This is a genomic window from Anabaena sp. EIM26 (assembly GCF_057568715.1).
Window position 1 is genome coordinate 4,675,731 of record NZ_CM172472.1, and the last position, 17,965, is coordinate 4,693,695.

The 17,965-nt window shown below is 38.7% G+C and carries 14 protein-coding genes; 4 read left to right on the forward strand and 10 right to left on the reverse strand.

The window, feature by feature from the left end:
- Positions 1-4: 4 nt before the first annotated feature.
- The 3 genes from AC012T_RS20175 to AC012T_RS20185 all read right to left on the reverse strand — a co-directional run bounded on the left by AC012T_RS20175 (position 5) and on the right by AC012T_RS20185 (position 7,074).
- The gene (locus AC012T_RS20175) at positions 5-3,367 is read right to left on the reverse strand and encodes a two-partner secretion domain-containing protein (RefSeq protein ID WP_487060507.1); all 3,363 of its coding nucleotides are present in this window, start codon (positions 3,365-3,367) and stop codon (positions 5-7) included.
- A gap of 52 nt (positions 3,368-3,419) precedes the next feature.
- Positions 3,420-5,990, reverse strand: coding sequence for a CHAT domain-containing protein (locus AC012T_RS20180; protein ID WP_487060508.1), 2,571 nt, complete (start codon positions 5,988-5,990; stop codon positions 3,420-3,422).
- A 124-nt stretch (positions 5,991-6,114) separates the two neighbouring features.
- The gene (locus AC012T_RS20185) at positions 6,115-7,074 is read right to left on the reverse strand and encodes a J domain-containing protein (protein WP_487066674.1); all 960 of its coding nucleotides are present in this window, start codon (positions 7,072-7,074) and stop codon (positions 6,115-6,117) included.
- A 456-nt stretch (positions 7,075-7,530) separates the two neighbouring features.
- Here AC012T_RS20185 and AC012T_RS20190 point away from each other — a divergent pair, with 456 nt between their 5' ends.
- The 3 genes from AC012T_RS20190 to AC012T_RS20200 are packed head-to-tail and all read left to right on the forward strand — an operon-like array spanning position 7,531 to position 8,682.
- Positions 7,531-7,905 (forward strand): NINE protein, encoded by a 375-nt coding sequence (locus tag AC012T_RS20190; RefSeq protein WP_015216149.1) that lies wholly within the window; start codon positions 7,531-7,533, stop codon positions 7,903-7,905.
- 14 nt (positions 7,906-7,919) lie between these two features.
- Positions 7,920-8,453 carry a ComEA family DNA-binding protein gene (locus AC012T_RS20195; RefSeq protein WP_487060509.1) on the forward strand — a complete coding sequence of 178 codons (534 nt, stop codon included), beginning with the start codon at positions 7,920-7,922 and terminating at the stop codon, positions 8,451-8,453.
- Between the two features lie 22 nt (positions 8,454-8,475).
- A complete protein-coding gene (locus AC012T_RS20200) occupies positions 8,476-8,682 on the forward strand; it encodes a hypothetical protein (RefSeq protein ID WP_487060510.1) in 207 nt (68 codons plus the stop codon).
- 11 nt (positions 8,683-8,693) lie between these two features.
- Here AC012T_RS20200 and AC012T_RS20205 read toward each other — a convergent pair whose 3' ends face one another.
- A complete protein-coding gene (locus AC012T_RS20205; RefSeq protein WP_487060511.1) occupies positions 8,694-9,878 on the reverse strand; it encodes an RNA-guided endonuclease InsQ/TnpB family protein in 1,185 nt (394 codons plus the stop codon).
- A gap of 75 nt (positions 9,879-9,953) precedes the next feature.
- Here AC012T_RS20205 and tnpA point away from each other — a divergent pair, with 75 nt between their 5' ends.
- Positions 9,954-10,364 (forward strand): IS200/IS605 family transposase, encoded by a 411-nt coding sequence (gene tnpA / locus AC012T_RS20210; RefSeq protein WP_487060512.1) that lies wholly within the window; start codon positions 9,954-9,956, stop codon positions 10,362-10,364.
- A gap of 128 nt (positions 10,365-10,492) precedes the next feature.
- On the opposite strand, the gene lepB is transcribed toward tnpA, so the two are convergent.
- The 6 genes from lepB to AC012T_RS20240 all read right to left on the reverse strand — a co-directional run bounded on the left by lepB (position 10,493) and on the right by AC012T_RS20240 (position 17,881).
- Entirely contained in the window at positions 10,493-11,065 is a 573-nt protein-coding gene (gene lepB / locus AC012T_RS20215; RefSeq protein ID WP_487060513.1) for a signal peptidase I, read from the reverse strand.
- Between the two features lie 157 nt (positions 11,066-11,222).
- On the reverse strand, positions 11,223-11,741 hold the full coding sequence (locus AC012T_RS20220) for a nucleotide exchange factor GrpE (RefSeq protein ID WP_487060514.1): 519 nt from the start codon (positions 11,739-11,741) through the stop codon (positions 11,223-11,225).
- Positions 11,734-12,348, reverse strand: coding sequence for a molecular chaperone DnaJ (locus AC012T_RS20225; protein WP_487060515.1), 615 nt, complete (start codon positions 12,346-12,348; stop codon positions 11,734-11,736). The genes AC012T_RS20220 and AC012T_RS20225 overlap by 8 nt, the downstream gene beginning before the upstream one ends.
- A gap of 420 nt (positions 12,349-12,768) precedes the next feature.
- The gene (locus tag AC012T_RS20230; protein ID WP_487060516.1) at positions 12,769-15,195 is read right to left on the reverse strand and encodes a tetratricopeptide repeat protein; all 2,427 of its coding nucleotides are present in this window, start codon (positions 15,193-15,195) and stop codon (positions 12,769-12,771) included.
- A complete protein-coding gene (locus AC012T_RS20235; protein WP_487060517.1) occupies positions 15,192-15,689 on the reverse strand; it encodes a LysM peptidoglycan-binding domain-containing protein in 498 nt (165 codons plus the stop codon). Before AC012T_RS20235 ends, AC012T_RS20230 begins: the two co-directional genes overlap by 4 nt.
- Positions 15,686-17,881: an Hsp70 family protein gene (locus AC012T_RS20240; RefSeq protein WP_487060518.1), complete on the reverse strand. Its 2,196-nt coding sequence runs from the start codon at positions 17,879-17,881 to the stop codon at positions 15,686-15,688. The genes AC012T_RS20235 and AC012T_RS20240 overlap by 4 nt, the downstream gene beginning before the upstream one ends.
- Between the last annotated feature and the right edge of the window lie 84 nt (positions 17,882-17,965).

Below are 17,965 nucleotides of genomic sequence, written 5' to 3' on the forward strand. Positions count from 1 at the left end.
ACTATTAAGGTGTAGAACAAAAAGCGGGAGATAAAACAGGACTGTGAGGGAGAGTATTTTCTGACTTAGCAACCAAATGAACTTGACCATTGAGATCAAAAACCCATCCTTGTGCTTCCATCATCTCCGTTGCTGAACTACTATCAACACCAATGGGTTTAAGATGTTCTTGATTTTTCTGACTAGGTACTAAATCAACCAACTCAACTAAAGCTGTTGTCCCTGTCAATAAATCATTGGGACTAGATGGGATACCACCTCTACCAACTACAGTAAATTTATTTTCACTACTGGCTAATTTGCTACCCACAGCACACCCTTGAGCAATCTGATTAGAGACATCAACAAGACTCGTAGGTAAAGATAATAATCCCTGAGAGGGGTCAATACTCAAAACATTGATGCTAACATCACCGTTAAGACCAAACTGGGAACTGGCAGTGATATCACTTTTTGGCGTACTTTGTAAACGATACTCTGTCCCGAAAATTCCTTGTGTAGTGATGTTGATATTTCCACCGTTACCTTGATCAGCATTAGCAGTAATATCACTATTTTCAAAAGGCAACGCTACAACAAACCCACTTTGAGCATTAATAAAAATGTTACCACCTTGAGCAGTACCAAAAGCTTGTGCTGAAATCTGGGTATTGTTCTTCATCAGCAATAAATCTTGTACAAACAAATTAATAGTAGCGTTATCTCCACCTTCTCCAACTCCTGTTTCTGCTGCTAAAAATCCTTGATTAAGAAACAGATTATTTGCTGTTATGGCGAGATACCCAGCCAGTCCTGAAGGGCTACTAACTGTAACAATTGATTTATTTATAATAGTGAATTGTCCAGTTGTGATATCTACATATCCTGCATCACCTTCACCTGTGACTTCAGATGCTATGCGGCTATCACTATCGAGCTTAATAAAATCATTAGCATTAATAGTTACATCTCCTGCTTCACCACTATCTGTGGAAGCTGAAATAGAACTGTTGTTACTTAACTGTAAGGATTGTAAGTCTAGCAATCGAATATCACCACCAATACCTGATGCTGTTTCTCCAATGATTTGGGATTCGTGATCAAGAGTCACAGTATTAGCTAAGATTTCTAAGTACCCCCCTATACCATTTTTACTACTAACGGTTACTCTTGCTCCGTTATTGATGCTAAGTTGCCCAGTGGTGATATCTACAAATCCTGCATTACCCTGATCTGCTGCTTGAGATGCTAAACGGCTACCGCTATCGAGCTTGATCAAATCACTAGCTTGAATAGTTACATCTCCTGCCTCACCATCAATTGTGGAAGCGGAGATATAACTGTTGTTACTTAACTGTAAAGATTTTAAGTCCAGTAATTCGATATCACCACCAATACCAGATGCTGTTTCCCCAGTGATTTGGGATTGGTTATCAAGATTTACACTATTCGCCGTCAAACGTAAATAACCACCTGTATTATCTTTACTGCTAACAGTTACTCGTGCGCCATCTGTCATGGTGAATTGTCCAGTGGTAATATCTATGAAGCCTGCATTACCCTGACCAGGACTGCCAGAAGCCAAACTACTTCCACTATTTAGCTTAATAAAATCACTAGCATTAATGGTAATATCTCCTGCTTCACCATCCTCTGTGGAAGCTGAAATAAAACTGTTATTACTCAATTGCAAAGATTTTAAATCTACTAATTGGATGTCACCACCAATACCAGATCCTGTATTGGCTTCTATTCTCGCGTCATCAAGAGTGACGGTATCAGCAGAAAGACGCAAATAGCCTGCAATATTACCTTGACTATTAACGTTTATATCCGCTCCATTGCTCATGGTGAATTGTCCGGTAGTAATATCTATAAACCCAGCATTCCCTGCACCAACAGCTTCAGATACCAGACGGCTACCACTATCAAACTTGATAAAATCACTGGCATTAATAGTTAGATCTCCAGCTTCGCCGTTAACTGTGGAAGCAGATATGGCACTGTTATTACTCAATTGTAAGGATTTTAAATCTTGCAGTGTGATCTCTCCACCAATGCCGGAGAATGTATTAGCATCAATGCTGGCTTGATGATCGAGAGTGACGGTATCGGCTATTAAGAATACTTGACCTGCATTTTTTACACTACTGACGTTGACCTTTGCTCCATTATTCATGGTTAATTGTCTGGTGGTAATACTGATATTGCCAGCATTTCCTTCACCAACGGCTCCAGATGCCAGCAGGCTGCCACTATCAAGCTGAATAAAATCACTGGCATGAATAGTTAGATCTCCAGCTTCGCCATTAATTGTCAAAGATGAGATAGAGCTATTATTAGTTAACTGCAAAGATTTTAAGTTTAGTAGCTGAATATCGCCGCTAATTTCTGATACTGTATTTGCTGTAATTTGAGCTTGGTTGTCAAGGGATAATCTATTAGCACTGATGGTAATACTGCCTTGCTGATCAGCAGATATTAATGACTGATCTTTAATTGTCACCTGATTAGCTTCTATGCTGATATTACCAGGGGTTTGACCGATCTTACTTTGCATCCGCAGAATGGAATTTATCAAGGTGGCAGAGTCTCTGATGTGGATAGCCATTTCTCCACCGCTGCTACTAGTCTTGCTGTTGATGGTTGTATTGATGAGGTTTAGTTCTCCAGCATCAATATTTAGGTTTCCACCAGCGGCAGTGATGATGCTATTGTGCATTTGCAGGTTTGCGGTTGCCTGGAGTGTCAGGTTATTTGCAGCGTTCAATTCTCCTTGTAGATCTAGTTGATCTGTTACTAGGTCAAAGTCTCGCCCTACTGAGAGATTGCCCAGATTTGTAATTTTTGCACCTGTGGGACTTTCACCATATTGCAAACCAGGCTTAATATTGAGTGTTAATAATGGTGGTGCTTGGGGATGGGTAGCGCTAAATTCACTACCATCGAAGAACTTTAAACTGTTAACTGTGGTAGCTGTGAATGAACCACCAATTTTTAAAGAAGCATTTGCACCAAAAATAATGCCGTTGGGGTTGATTAAAAACAGGTTAGCACTACCATTTGTGCGAATTAATCCATCAATATTAGAGATGCTGTTACCTGTAACTCGTGTAAGGATATTTTGAATTTCTAAGCTGTGATTAAATAAGGCTTGTCCGTTTGTAGGTACGGAAAATTCTTGGAAACTGTGAAATAGATTTACACCTCTGACTGTTCCACCGTTAATTTGACAGATTTTACATCCCGGTTGTACCTGAGAGTTAATTGGGAGGGTATTGTCAGGAATTATTTGGGCGATCGCATTTTTAGCAATCAAAGGAGAAATGAGTAATGCCCAAAGGTAAAAACTCAAACGTAATATTATGTCCGGTTGACCACTTATCATATCTGTTAGGGTTGGTAATAAATAGATAGAAAGTTATTCTTCTCTGCCTTCTTCAAAGCCAATTTCCTAACAGCACAAATGGGGCCCAGTAGAAGGGATTTCTGTATTCTGGCTGGTTGAGTAGTTTTAATTGAGCAAGACGGATAGCTTCAGCTTTTGTGACTTTAGATTTGGCTAATTGGCGGTAAAATTCCACCATAAATTCAGCGGCAGATTTATCATCTACAGACCATAGTGTTGCTAGAGTACTACGTGCGCCTGAACGAACGGCTACACCTGCTATTCCTAGTGGGGCGCGGTTATCTCCTTGGGCGGTTTGACAGGCGCTAAGAACTAATAATTCAATGGGATTATTGGTATCTTGTTCTCTTGTTTGCAGTAGTTCGCCTAAATCTTTGACGTTAAGACGATTATCCCAGGTGAGAATAAAGGTATCTTGTGCATTGGAACTAAATTGACCGTGGGTAGCAAGATGAACTATGGGGAAGGGTGTTGCACGGATAAGATTTTGGATATCTGTGCTGGTGAATGTTTGATTAAATAGGACTTGAGTGGGAATTTCTGAAGTGATACCTTTAATTTCTACACCTACTCCAGGTAATGAGGAAAAACCTTGTCTGGCTTCGCTGATAGCACCAACTAGTATTTTGAGGGGTTGTTGTTGTAGGGGTTGGGGAGAAAGTAGTTGTAAACCCGGTGTTTGAGCTAGGCTGTATTTTTCTACTAGATATTGCTTTCCGTCGTGAAGTGCTGCCATTGGCAGGTTTTTCATCACGCCATCGAGGACAAATACTAGGGTTTTGATGTCACTGGTGGCTAAATCTGCTTCTGTGGGGCGGATGAGCAAATTGTATACTTTTTGAGCGATCGCTAGACGTTGTTTATTTCCTAAGTTGGGTCTCAGGGACGATCGCATTTCTAGTAAAATTTTCTCTAGTTCGGCTTGGGGGATAGTTGTAGTATAGTGACGTAGAGGTTGATTGGTGACGGAGATGATCATCTCTAAGCGATCGCTCAAAATAATCGGATATATAATTGCAGCTTGCGGATCTATTTGGTCAACTTTGGCAATCTGACTTGTGAGACAATCTTCCCGAAAGTAATTATCTAATTCTGCTACTTTTAAAGATTCAATCAAATCACGGGCTTTGGTCAAATTCAATTGACTAATATCTTTGGTATTTTTTGTTTTTGTAGGTTGCAGTAATAAACCAACTAACTCTCGATAAATAGGTTCTATACTCTCCTGAAAAGAAAACTGAAGATTGCTATTACCGGCAACTAAATCTTTACGAATATAAGCCAGGGTTTTAACTGCTGTATCGTATGCACTAATAGCTTTTTCCGAGTTGCCAATGGCTTGAAAAATTCTGCCTAGTTGCCATTGCCAAAGATAGCTGATTTCGGCAGCATTACTGGTTTGGGAAAGATTTAAGGCTTGTTCAGTGAGTTTTTGAGCTTCGGACCATTGTTGATTTTGTTCATACATTCCACCCAAGTAACCTAAAGCGTAAGATTCTGCCCTTGTGTCGCTGATACTTTGAGCTTGTTGGACGGCTGTGGCCAGAGTTTTGGCAGCAAGTTGTTTTTGAGCAGTGTTTTGAGCAATTTTTTGTAAACTTTGGGCAAAATTTACCTGTGTATATACGCTGGTGCGACTGGGAACTAAGTTTTCTATTTGAGGCTGAATTTGGGGGATTAAAGCTTTAGCTGCTACCAATTTTTTGGTGTTTATGTAAAGACGTAATTGATTGAGTTGAGCTTGGAGTTTTATGATAGATGAAGTGGATGTAGATATTGCCTGTTGATAATAATTGAAAGCGGTTTCACTTTGTTGTTGAGAAAAAGCAGTGTTGCCTAAACTGAGTAATGTGACAGCGATTTCCGGTTGGGAATTTAATTTTTGAGCTATCGCTAAACTTTGTTGTAAAATCTCATGGGATTTTTCTAAATCACCCATCACCCGCAGAGTATCACCCAAGTTGAGCAAACTAGATGCTTTTAACATATTGTCTGGTTGTGCTTGCAGGTTTTGGGTTACTTGCTCTAAAGTCTTCCTAGCACGGGGGTATAGTCCCAGCGATCGCAAAGCTTGAGTTTGATTCAGTAAGCTGCGGTTGACTCCTGTTTGATCTCCAGCTTTTTTATACATATCAGCGGCTTTTTCCCAGGTGGTAAGTGCCGTTTCTGCTTCTCCTTGAGATAGTTGCAGGTTTCCTTGGATATTTAATGCTGGTGCTAGGAGAGAGAAAGGTGGGTTTTCCTTACTCCTACTGAGTAAATTGATACTCTGAGATATAGCCTCGTTTGCTGGTTGTAACTTGCCTAACTGTTGGTATGCCAAGGCTAAGTTACTGAGTACAATTGCTTGGTTGAGGGTATCACCTTTTTTGGCAAACATTTCTGTGGCTTGTTGCCAAAGTGCGATCGCTTCTGTAAACTGTTCCGATTGATAGCTTTGCTTTCCAGCTTCTACTAATGAAGTTGGGGAAGTAATTTCTGTAGTCGCTGCTGTCACTACAGGCAGTTGGAAGGAAACACTTTGATTGACTTGCAATATAGTCAGCAAAGTAACTAATATTCCTAAACAAAAATATTTAAATATTACCTTATTAATAATCATACAACACTTCCTGATGTTATGAGATACAGTTTTTCATCGCCAAGCCTGTAGGGGTAGGGTTTCCCCGCTATCGAATAAAATCTCGAATAAAATATTGTAATTACCTTGATTTTCGTACCTCTAATTATGAATGATCACCAGATATAAACCGACTTAATAAAGCAGCTAGACTCAAAGCTTTTCCAATTGATTTAGGACTAGTCTCTTCTTCAGAATTTTGAATTTTGAGTATTCCAGCGTATTTTAAAGCTAGTGGTTGCTTTGGGTTGAGTTTTAAGGATTGACGTATATAAACTTTAGCCATTCCTGGGAAGTTCTGTTGGAAGTGTATTACACCTAATAAAGCATAATGATCACTATTATTTGGCTCTAGTTTAATAGCGTCACGCAGTTCTTGTACAGCTAATGCCCATTTTGCCTGCTGTCCATATTCAACGGCTCGTTCATAATGACGTTGCGCGTAATTTATCGGAACAGGTTTAGAGTCTTTTTCTTTACTTTTAGGTAATTTAATTTCGACTTTTTGAATGCTTGGTCGAGGGACAATAGAGACGGATGCGGTGGATGTTGATATTGTTGGCAATGGTGGTGCTTGGAAGCTATTTTTTTTGTGCAATGATAAGTAAACTAAATTCAGTTTCAGGAGATATTGAGTTACTTGATGTACTTTTTGAAGCGATTGATATTGCTTGTCTGCATAAGCAGCTATTGCTTGTTCATAAACAACATTAGTCTCTTGTAGAGACAGTGGCATGATTTGCAAATTGATGGCAGATTGAAGTTCTAAAATTGTTTTTTGATCCAAGGATACGGCTTTTAATCGCAACTCTCCTAGTATTTTGAACCTTGTTTTTACCTGTTTTAATTGCTGATAAGCTGGGTTAATCAATCTCGTAAATACTATTGTGGCTAATTCGTGGTCTGGGTCATCCCTGTTTATATAGTTATCAGGATGTAGCTGTTTTGCCAAAGCATGATAGCGCTTAAGAATTTGCCGCTCATCAGCATTCACAGAAACTCCCAATACAGCATAGGGGTCAATCAGTAATTCAAGTACTTCTGGTGGCAGGGAGTTCTGTGACATCATTTTAATATTTGCAAATAAGAGCTTTAAGGTATTATCAAAGCTAAATGCAGAGTTTTTGTTAATCGGGTGAATTACTACAAAGCGTTTAATTATTCTATCTGTAGTTAGGTATTTTTAATGTGCCTAGTACGTCAGGGATAGCTGATAGAGATCACAATTAATGCCTACAATAGATTTAGATATAGCGGATAGCAGATCAATGAGGTATGGAATCTAAATTCAAAGCCAGACACCAAGCTAGTACAGACCGATGAGTAACGAGTAATGAGTAAAAAGGAGAGTCAAGCACTCGGTACTCGGTACTTGGTACTCACAACTCTTCCGACTCCTGACTCCTGAATTCTGCTGTATATATTTTGCATCTAAACTAGACCAAACTGAATTTATTAATGAGGTTTGCTAATATGGCTGTCTTATCTTAGAAATTATAGGATTTGGAGATTGATAACGATAATGTTAACTAAACATAAAAACCGAAGTATTGCCGCTATCTTAGCCTTTTCTGGTACACTTACAATCTCAGGATTACATAAATTCTACCTGGGACAACCATTCTGGGGAATTCTGTATGTTTTGTTGTCTTGGACACCAATTCCTAAGGTAGCTAGTGCTATTGAGGGAGTTTGGTATTTAGCTCAAGATGAAGAAGCTTTTAACCGGAATTTTAATTTCGGTAAGTCAACAGCTAAAGCTTCACAACAGGTTAGTAATCAAGTAGAATCAATAGCTAATGCTCTCCGTGAGTTAGATGCTCTCCGCCAAGATGGTTTAATTTCTGAGTATGAATTTGAGCAAAAACGTCGCCAGATGCTAGACCAGATTTCTTGACGCAAGCAATTATAATGAATAACTGGTTACCTATCAATCTGAAATTGCAAAAACTCCGCGTTAAGCTGCTGAATGATCCCTACTATCGTTTACAATCTGGGGAAGAAATTGAGATGGCTGCACAGTTGGGAATGCGTATTGATGCTAATCAAGCAACGGTTGATGATTGGCTACGTTTACCGGGGTTGTCTATTCATCAAGGGCGATCGCTTGTCGAACTTTCTCGTTCTGGTGTGAGGTTCTATTGCATTGAAGATATTGCAGCGGCTTTGTGTGTGCCAGTACAGCGTGTGCAGCCACTGAAACCACTGCTAAATTTTAGTTATTATGACGATGAATCTATAGATCAGCCAACTTATTTAATTAACCCAAATATAGCAACGGCAGAAAGTCTGGCAAAAATTCCTTTTATAAATTTATCTTTAGCCCAAGCGGTGGTACAAAATCGCCTCGCTGGGGGGCCTTACCGGAATCTGGTTGATTTTCAGCAACGACTAGAATTATCTGGGGATGCGATCGCTCAATTAATGTATTATCTGCGGTTTTAGGCAGGGATTAGGAGTTCGGAGTTTGGAGTCAGGAGTCAGGAGTCAGGAGTCAGGAGTTCGGAGTTCGGAGTTCGGAGTCAGGAGTTCGGAGTCAGGAGTCAGGAGTCAGGAGTCAGGAGTTCGGAGTTCGGAGTTCGGAGTTCGGAGGGAGAAAGATAGATTTTTCCTCATTTCTCCATCACCTCAGTTACCAATACGTGACATACTCCACACACTCCCTTTCAGGTGAGTGTGGGCTTCTCAGTGACTCCTCTGTGAGGACATTACCTGAGCTTTAAGACCGTGTGCCCCACGGTTCTTTATGTTTATGGCTGCATTTAAGTCCCTGCAAATACTTGTATGGCAAACAGGACAGTTATGCATCCTTTGAGATAGTGGCTTTTTAACTTTATGACCACAGCTAGAACATTCTTGGCTAGTACCGTTAGGACTTACAGCTATTACTTTCAAGCCAGCATTTTCGGCTTTGTTTGAAAGTATGGTTATAAACTGTCCCCATCCAGCATCATTTACACTTTTAGCCAGTCTTGATTTAGCAAGTCCTTTGATATTCAATTTTTCAAGAGCTACCACGTCATATTTATCTAGAAGTGATTTAGCTGTTTTAAAGTGAAAATCTTTTCTGGTGTCTGCAACTTTTTTATGTTGCTTGCCTAGTTTTTTAATCGCTTTTTTACGACGATTAGAACCTTTCTTTCTTCTAGATACTTTACGCTGTGCTGATTTTAGTCTACGTTCAGCTTTGCGTAAAAACTTTGGTGCTGAAATTCTTTCGTTATCAGAAGTAACAAAAAAATCAATCAGCCCGACATCAATACCAACAATATTATCCACGTCAAAATCAGGTTTAACTGTTGGAACTGTTTGATCATCGAGACTTAATGTGACATAATAACCATCTGATTTTTTAGTCACAGATACAGTTTTTATATCGAACCCGTCAGGTATTTGACGATGAACAATTACTTTTACATCACCAATCTTTGAAAGCGTAATTTTATCACCTGAGAAGTGATGGCGCTTGAATTGAGGATAGGTAAATGTTTTGTATTGACCAATCCCTTTAAATCGTGGTCTACCTGACTTCTTCCCATTGCTATCACCTTTTAACCATCTATCAAAAGTGATTTCAACTTTTTTAGGGACTTCTTGTAATAATTGAGAGTGAATCTCTTTATACCAAGGTCTATCTATTTTGAGTTGAGTCAATGATGCTTTTTGGCTGTAATAGTTGGGTTTATCTGCAAGTTCAGGTAAATGACAAATTAAAGGACATCTATCTATAGGACATAGGTTTTTCTCGTACCAGTCAAACCTTTGAGCAAGCAAGTAGTTATATTGACATCGCAACATTTCAAGCGTTTTGTTTATTTTTTCAGATTGCTCTTTTGTTGGTTTAATTCTGTACTGGTACGAGATTCGCATTTATTTAACCTCCCTGCTTAAATCAGTGTTAGTATTGTAATATACACCTATTTAGCAAAATATTCCAGAAGTCTTATGAAAAATGACTTTGTTTCCAAGGGCAGGTCTGTCAGTGACTTAAAAGTTCATCTTGTTTTAACCACAAAATACAGAAGAAAAGCGTTCACAAACTCAATGCTGGAACGCTTACATATTATCTTTGAAGAGCTATTAATTAAGTGGGATTGCAAGTTAGTTGAGTTTAACGGTGAAGATCACCATGTACACCTACTTTTTCAATATCACCCTGACTTAGAGTTGAGTAAACTTGTGAATAATTTAAAGTCAGTGTCATCCCGGAAATTACGCCAAGAATTTGCAGAACATCTTGAGACTTTCTACAACAAAGATGTTTTTTGGAACGGTTCGTATTTTATTGCAAGTTGTGGTGGTGTAACTGTATCAACGTTGAGAAAGTATATTGAAAATCAACAAAATCCTGAATGATAATATATTGCTCGATTTCTCCATGTTCTCCTTCCTCGCTGTCGCATTGGTCGGAGAACTGTCGTCATCTTGCTCGCAATTCATCCCACGCTCCTAAGAGTGAGACGTGGGGCTTCTTGCTGTTCAAGCTAAATTAAACCAATGCGGTCTAAAGGCCAGAAGCGAAAAGTTGCACGACCGATGAGATTTTTTTGGGGTAAAAAGCCCCAGTAGCGAGAGTCATTACTATCGTTTCGGTTGTCTCCCATGACAAAAAATTCATTTTCTGGAACTGTTACTGCTGGAAATGGCTGATTTGGCGGTTCTGCGATGTATTCTTCTTGTAGGGGTTGACCGTTGAGGTAAACTTTTCCCTTGGCTACACTAATCACTTCTCCTGGCATCCCAATGACACGTTTAATGAAGGCTTGGTTTGCTTCATATCCCCGACGTTGCAGTTCGGGAGGTGATTTAAAAACGACGATATCACCAGTTTTGGGAGGATGAAACCGATAGGATACTTTTTCGACTACTAAGCGATCGCCTGTTTGTAAGGTGGGGTACATTGATTCTGATGGGATTAACCGGGGTTCGGCGATAAATGTCCTAATCAGAAGTGCTAAGGTGAGTGCGATCGCTACTAAAGTGAGATTTTCCTGCCAAGCACGCCATGTTTTTGAAGATGTGGAAGTTTCTTTAATATTATTTTCAGGGGGATGCATAGAATTTTGTAGCTAGTTTAAATTTGGAACTACTGTGACTCTCAAGGTAGAATTATTAGTCATTTTACTTCTGTGCGAACTCATACAAAGAAGAAGGGGGCAGGGAGCAGAGGGAAGAGGAAATAATTACAAATTACGAATTAATTTATAGGTTCATCTATATTACATTAGCATCTACACTGGATTCTAAATTTGGTTCTACTTTAGCGGTAATTACTTCTGTGGGACGCAAAATTTTTTCACCCCACCGAAAACCACGACGGACTATTTTAGTAATGGTTTGGTCTGGAACATCAGTTCTTTCTTCCCGATCAATGACGCGACATAAGTTAAAATCTGGTTCTATACCTGCTTGTAATTCTATAGGTATAAGTTGACGTTTTCCTAATACACTCAAAAATTTCCGATTCACTGCGGCTACAGAACGGGGTAAGCGTTCTATGAATTCTGGACTAGGACTGGGATTATTTTCCAAATAAGTTAATAAAGCTTCTAGTGCATCAGCAACTTCTAAAAGTTCTAAAAAGAAATCTTCAGTTTCGGATGCTGTTTGAGTTTGTTGTTCTCGTAATGATTGCTGTAAAGTAACATTTTCTTTTTTGATTTCACCAATTTGGTGCATGAGTAAATCACGGAATTCTTGGCTGATAAAATAGGTGGGATTTAAGTCAGACACGGGTTATATCTTTGGATAATATTGCTAAGATTTTGTTAGCCCAAGTATTGACTTGGGGGTGAGTATGATTACTCAGCGACTCACAAAGAGCGATCGCTTTTTGTAATTGTCCATCCATCTGATAGGCTTTAATCAGCCACATCATACCTTGTAGATAATTTTGGCTATTGCGGTTTCTACAACCTTGGCAGTAGTCTTCTAAATATTTTATCGCTTTGGGGTAACTTCCTTCTTTGCAAGCTGTCACTCCTTCTGTGAAGAGTTGTGATAACGGAATCTGTAAAGGTTCTCTCTCTAGGTTTTCTTGTTGGGTAGCTTGTAAGATCGCATCATCTAAGCCGTCAAATTCTGATAATAATGCTAAAGTAGGCGCAGGTTTAGTCAAAACTGTCAAATCAGTATACTTAAATCGCTTAATAGTCGGCAATATTGGACGCAAATAGTCAGCAATAATTCTTTCTTCTGATTTCATCAAGCTTTTTTGTGCCTTAGCAATCACATCTACCGGATATTGTTTGCGCTTCATAGCTACCGCTACAGCTTTAGTAATTTCTGCTTTCGATGCGGCTTGAGATACGCCTAAAATATCGTAGGGGTTATTTTCCATAATTTAATTAGAAGGGTATAAATAAAGCTGTATGGTAGAGGCATATTGCAATACGACCTCTAAGTTGTTCTCAAAAATCTCGTAAATATTCAGGATAGAGAATACAAAAGTCAGGAGAATAAAGCTTTTTTGGTCAACTTTGATGATTTTGATAAAATCTCACTTCTCTCTATTCTTCATTTCATAAGTAGGGCTTGCTGAACGCGAAGAGCGTGCCGTTAGGCATATAAACCAAAAACCTAGATATATCAACAGTTTCAGGCTGAAAAAAGTAGGAGAAGGTGCAATAAATAAGCGATGAAATCATCAAAAACCGTTTATTTACCCAGATTTGAGAATATTCTGATCTCCTTCTAATTCTTCCTCCTGACTCCTGACTCCTGACTCCTGACTCCTAACTCCTGAATTTTTACAAAATCCTTAACAAAATTTCAGTCCCCGATAAACTTCTTGAAATGCAGGCTCATCTGGACAGATTTCATAAGCCCAACGCCCTAATTGTAGCATTACTTCTGGGTCATTTAAACTACCTTCTTCCACACCTTTAATTAATAAGTCTATAAAGAATTCAGCGACAATAAAGCGAACTCTATCACGTTTTGAATTTCTAGCTTTTTTAACCATTTCTTCATGCTTCCGAGTTTTAAATAAGCGGTTAATTTCTTCTATTTCCTGATCAAATTCAACATTTTCTATAATGTCATTGACAACGGGATTATTACTATCAATATGTTTAAGTTTTTGAAGTTTTTTCAAAGCTTGTTGTGAAGAAATTTCTTTATTAATAAGCCTTTGTCTGACTTCTTCTGCTTGGTACTCAGCCAAATAACTACTAGCCGATTGAGTATCAATAATATCATACCAAAATTGAGAAAATTCTAAATGTTCTTGGAACTCTGATATAACTTGACGCTGTAAATTACATAATCTATCTATTTCTTGTTGCCAATCTTGATTATTTTTAATTTCTGCTTTTGCTTGCTGCCAAGGAGTAATTGCTTCTCGCCATTTTTGTTGTTGTAGATGATAACAACCTTCATGATAGGCAACAAAATTGTCAGCAAATTGTTCAACTTCAATAGTATGGTTATTTGTCGGTTTAAGTTGAATTGCTCTTTGCCTATCTCCTTCTAAACAAGCAGCCACAGATAATCCCCAATGAGTATAAAGAGAATGGAGAATTTTTTGACTAGAATGTATTTTATATACTATAGTACTCTGCCATTGAGAACTAAATTTGTGATAACAGCCAGGTGTGATAAATACATCATTAATTTGCATTCCTGAATTAGCAGGTTCTCCCATAAATCTGAGAGCAACTATTTGCCAACGTAAGTAATCACGTAAATTTAAATATTTTTCAATATTGGTATTTTTGATATTATCAATTGCTGCTTCTAAACGGCGTTTTAATTCTAAAGATATAAAATTAAAGTCAACAGCTTTATTTCCCAACCAAGGAATATTTTGGAGACTGGGATCAGAGCTTAAATTAGCTATGGCAGTGGATAAAGCAATAATTAAATCAATCAGTTTATCAGGATTGCTTTGAGCATGGTAATAAGTTGCTACTGTCCAGTTGTGTAATGTGGTAATATTAGGATTAACAATCCAGTTATTTTCCATTTTAGGAGCAATATTTTGCCAATCTGAATCTTGCCAAACTGCGGCTTCTAAACTTGGCTGGATATGTTCTTTCAGATTAGTTTCAACTAAAGCGTTAGCACCAAATTTTTTAATAAATTCCCTACTTGCTGTTTTCGCTTTTTCCCATTGTTTAGATTTGGTTAACTCTTCAATATTATTTAAAGATAATGAAAATTGATACTGAAAAACGTCCTGAATAATTGTTTTTTGCTCATTTATTGATACCGCAGATACATTTTGCCATTCCCAATAAGCTAACTTTAAATTTGCTTGTTGAGCTAGTGCAAAACCACGCAGATAAGCAGCTTGTTGTCCTGATAAATCTTGTAAATAAGATAGGGCCGTTGCCCAATCTTGCATTTTAATTGCCACTATACCTAAGCGAATTTGGGACTCTTGAGGATTTGGTAAAAGTGATTGAGCATTTTCATATAGAGATTTAGCCGCTGGGAAAAAACCTGCTTTTTCTGCTGCTAAACCTTGCCGAAATAGTTCTCTACCTTTGACTGTAGATTTTAGTTTTTGGACTAAAGCAATTCCGTCAGCACGAGGGAAATTAGTTACAGCGGAATCTAAAAGTACGATCGCTTCCTGCAATTTGCCTTTAGACTCTGCTTGCTTTGCCTTGCGAAAAATAGAATTATAACTTTCTTCTTGGGAAACTTGGCTTAAAGCTTCAGCAAAGGCTTGTTTGATTGACTCAGTGATGTATAATTTCTCAGCTTCTTGGTAAATAGCAATCGCATTTTTAAAGAAGCGATTTTCTGCCTGTGACTGTGCTTGTTTTACCAATTCCTGAAACTGCTTGCGCTTTTGCAGTTCCTGTTGGCATTGCTGAATTGAGTATAATACTTGCTCATCTTCAATAATTATACTATATAGTCGATAAAGTGCGATCGCATCAGATATGCCTTTAGTGACGAAAGGATCACCTTTATCATTCCTCAAAATCAAATTAGCCCTAGCAGCCAATTTATCTGCCTCTGTAACTTGATTTTGCCACTCTACTAATTGTTTTTGCAACCTATCTACAAGATTACCAATTAATATTTTACCAAGTAACACTTCCCAAAAACTTGGTTCTTCTGCCCACATATTCAGGGCTGTTTCCGCAGTAGTTACAGCTTCTCGCAGTTGCTTGTTGAGAGCGAATTGTTCTGCTTGCTGACAGGCATCCTTTATAGTGTCAAAGATACTCATTCAGTTGTCTCCTGACAGTTAGGAATTTTCAACTCCTCTCCCGGATCTATATAGTAGTTTTCCCGTTTTTCTAGTTGGGGATTAGCTTTAACGATCATTTCCCAAGCACCACCTTGACCACATAATTTTAAGGCAATCAAACTCAGGTTATCTCCAGGTTTAACAGTGTAAATATTTGGTGGTGTGACAGGCTTATTTACTGTTGATTTAATACTACTAACGACCGTTGGATTAAGGTCAGAAATAGTTGCATTATATAGACCAGATTGCACAATTATAAAACTACTTCCCACGCCCAAACCCATACCTATAATTAACATTAACAAAGCTACTGCTAATGTCCAACCGCTAAATTTTCTTTTGAGGGATTTTTTTTCTACCGATGGTAATTCTTGGAGTGTGCGAATTAAGGAAAGGTCTGTATCACAGTTAGGACAAATATTGCTCTCAATATCTTGATATCCACAAACAGGACAATTAATTTTAGTATTCATCGTGTGAGTCCTGTGACAATGCTGTTATTGGGTAAGTCTTGATTAAGCCAATTCTGTACATCTGGTTGCAGTTCAATTAACAAATGTTCGGCTTCATTGTTATCACCATTTTCCATCGCCATTAACAGCCGAGAGAGTTTGTCAGACATAGCATTTGCTTGGGTGGGGGCAACGGGTTTAGCTTGTTGGATAGCGAGAATACAAGCTTGAATCACCTGTACTGCTTCTGGCAGGTTGCTAAGTTCACGTCTGACTTCTTCACTGTAATATTCCATCGCCGAGAGATTATTGGTGTTAATCACAGATTTTAATTCCTGATTTAAGCTTTGTAGTCGTTCTTGCTGTGGTTCAGGAATCATAAAATCACAAAATTTGATAATGCGATCGCAATCATTCATCTGAGTCTCGGCTTCTAGACGAGTTGGAGACATAGATACCTGGAATTTTTGTAGATTTTCCCCCGCACGTTCCCGTAAATCGCTGCGTTCTTCTCCCGTAATGGGATTAATAATTTGATTAGCCGACTGCACAACAGGTACTGCTAACTTCAAAGCTTCTTCCACACCGAATACAGTCAGATTTTGATGATTCAGTTGTGCGATCGCTTCCTCTAATTCTTTATATATTTTCTCATCAGCACGACCACGGGAAAAAATACAACTAACTTTCACGGTCGGATCATTTTTTAAAGTTGCTGTCATTCGCAAATCACTATTTTTTTCATCCAACTCTAAATACACTGTAATTTCTGTCCCGGCTGGATGTTTTTCATCTAAACCTAACCATATTTCCCCAATTCTTTCATAATTATTATCTTCATCAGGACTAAAAAATTGAAAATGAATCAACCGTTGTCCTTCAGCCACAGTCTTCAAAGTGTGGGATGTGGTCACGGGTAAAATATCACCCCGATTAATCACTTTTATATACTTACCGTCAGCTAACTTAATAGCATAATCGCGGGATACCGTTGTCACTTTATCTGTTTGTCCAGCCGCCACAATCGCTGCACCCTCAGCCACTGCGTACATGGGACGGGGATGTAAAACCACTTTATTAGCACCAAAAGCCTCTTTAAGTTTCCTTTGTACCAAGGGGATTTGGGAAGAACCACCCACCAACAGCACCACATCCACCATTTCTAGGTGATATTCAGCATATTCCAAAGCTTGGCGGCAAATTTGCAGCGTTTTTTCTACCAAATCACCAATCATTTCCTCAAATTGTTCACGAGTAATTTCCACCTCAACCGGAATCGCAATTCCGAACTCATCAAGTAATTGAGTAGAAGGGTTAATTTGAGCAGATTTCGCATTACTTAATTCCACCTTTGCCCGTTCTACCGCTATCTTTAAATCAGCCTTAAATTGCACCCGTTGATAATAGGGCATTGTAGCAATTAAGCCGTCAATATCACCAATTTTTTCTTGTTGAGCAACTTGTTGAGTCACAAACTTAACCAAGCGTGAATCAATGTCATCTCCTCCCAACCACAAATCACCCGCTTTACCCTGTTCAATAAATGAAGTTCCCGCTGCGGTAATTACTGAAGCGTCAAACGTCCCACCGCCAAAGTCATAAACCAAAATCGTCTTCACATCATCGCTATTAGGTGAAAAACCATAGGATATCGCCGCTGCTGTCGGTTCTGGTAGCAGTTCCAAAGGCGTAAGTCCGGCTTTGAGGGCTGCGGTGCGGGTAGCATAGCGTTGTTTATCGTTGAAATAAGCCGGAATAGTAATCACAGCTTGATCAATGATTTCCCCAGTTTTGCCAATTCCTTGGCGATAAGCTTGGGTATTTTGCACCAATTTTTTGAGAATTTCTGCCGAAATATCCTCAGGTTGCAATTCTTGACTTCCTAACCACACAGCAATACTGTTGTCTGTTCCCTGGTTTGGTTTGGCAATTTTGTAACCAAATTCCGACTTTTGTTTTTGAACTGCTAAATCACCAAAACCCCTACCCATTAACCGCTTAATAGAAATAATTACATTTTCTGGGTCATGGCGTAGCTGGTTGTAGGCTTGATCTCCTACCAAAAATTTACCTTGGTCATAAGCAACCACAGAACGAGTGAGTTTCCGGTCTGGAGGCGTGTTATCGTTTGCTGTTACTACTTCCACTTCTGCTAACTTAAAAGCAGCGACAGAGTTAGTCGTCCCCAAATCAATTCCTATTGCCTTACCCATTACTAATCTTCACCCTACTATGTATTGTTTTTAATGTTCTAGGTAAACTGTCACTTTATCACTAAAACAGTGCTGAGTCTTGAG

Coding starts and splice junctions, on each gene's coding strand:
- AC012T_RS20225 (WP_487060515.1), bottom strand. CDS start 12,348: ATGGAAAATAACCCCTACGATATTTTAGGCGTATCTCAAGCCGCATCG.
- AC012T_RS20195 (WP_487060509.1), top strand. CDS start 7,920: ATGAATAACTGGTTACCTATCAATCTGAAATTGCAAAAACTCCGCGTT.
- lepB (WP_487060513.1), bottom strand. CDS start 11,065: ATGCATCCCCCTGAAAATAATATTAAAGAAACTTCCACATCTTCAAAA.
- AC012T_RS20185 (WP_487066674.1), bottom strand. CDS start 7,074: ATGTCACAGAACTCCCTGCCACCAGAAGTACTTGAATTACTGATTGAC.
- AC012T_RS20240 (WP_487060518.1), bottom strand. CDS start 17,881: ATGGGTAAGGCAATAGGAATTGATTTGGGGACGACTAACTCTGTCGCT.
- AC012T_RS20230 (WP_487060516.1), bottom strand. CDS start 15,195: ATGAGTATCTTTGACACTATAAAGGATGCCTGTCAGCAAGCAGAACAA.
- AC012T_RS20175 (WP_487060507.1), bottom strand. CDS start 3,367: ATGATAAGTGGTCAACCGGACATAATATTACGTTTGAGTTTTTACCTT.
- AC012T_RS20180 (WP_487060508.1), bottom strand. CDS start 5,990: ATGATTATTAATAAGGTAATATTTAAATATTTTTGTTTAGGAATATTA.
- AC012T_RS20190 (WP_015216149.1), top strand. CDS start 7,531: ATGTTAACTAAACATAAAAACCGAAGTATTGCCGCTATCTTAGCCTTT.
- AC012T_RS20205 (WP_487060511.1), bottom strand. CDS start 9,878: ATGCGAATCTCGTACCAGTACAGAATTAAACCAACAAAAGAGCAATCT.
- AC012T_RS20235 (WP_487060517.1), bottom strand. CDS start 15,689: ATGAATACTAAAATTAATTGTCCTGTTTGTGGATATCAAGATATTGAG.
- tnpA (WP_487060512.1), top strand. CDS start 9,954: ATGAAAAATGACTTTGTTTCCAAGGGCAGGTCTGTCAGTGACTTAAAA.